General features: G+C 80.3%; 1 protein-coding gene. It reads right to left on the reverse strand.

The window, feature by feature from the left end; genetic code table 11:
- Window positions 1-731 (reverse strand): murein hydrolase activator EnvC family protein (locus IH13_RS0133145; protein WP_420713430.1); only part of this gene is annotated, 731 nt, incomplete at both ends.

Genomic DNA, 731 nt, shown 5'->3' on the forward strand with positions numbered 1-731 from the left:
CTTCCGGCGGGTGGCCGTGCCGCGCCCGCCCCCGGGTCCGTGCCCCGGCTGCCTGTGCGCCGGCCTGATGAGCGTTCTGCCCGCGCCTGTTCCCGGCCGGGGCCCGTCCCCGTGCCGGCAGCGGTACCGAGACTGGTACCGGAACCGGCATCGGTACCGGAACCGGCATCGGTACCGACCGCGCCCGCACGCCGCTGCGCGGCCCGTGGCAGCGGCACGCCGAAGACCGGCAGCAGCCGGGACGGCCCCCGTCGCAGCAGGGACGGCGGCAGCAGGGACAGCGGATCCAGGTAGACGTCCCCGCGCCGCAGCCCCCAGTGCAGGCAGCGCCCCGCGCAGTGGGACGCCCCCGGTCCGGTCGTCCCCACCAACTGCCCGGCTGCCACCTCCTCGCCCCTCGCGACCAGGGCCCGCACGGGTTCGTACGTGAAGCGCAGCGGCGGGTCACCGCTGCCGGCCACCTCCACCGCGACCACCCCGCGCCCCGCCACCTGTCCCGCGAACGAGACCCGGCCCGGCGCGGCGGCGCGCACCGCGGTGTCCGCCCCCGCCGCGAGGTCGACCCCGCGGTGCCCCGGCCCGTACGGGTTCTCGGGCGGCTCCCATCCCCGTACGACCCGGGGCCGGCCGGGGAGCGGCCAGGCCCGGTCGCCGTCGGACGCCACCACGCGGAGGGCGCCCGCCCGGGCCGGGGCCGCGCCGGCCACCACCCCCGCCGGGGCCACCGGCAG

Source organism: Streptomyces sp. NRRL WC-3549, assembly GCF_000721935.1.
GTDB lineage: Bacteria > Actinomycetota > Actinomycetes > Streptomycetales > Streptomycetaceae > Streptomyces.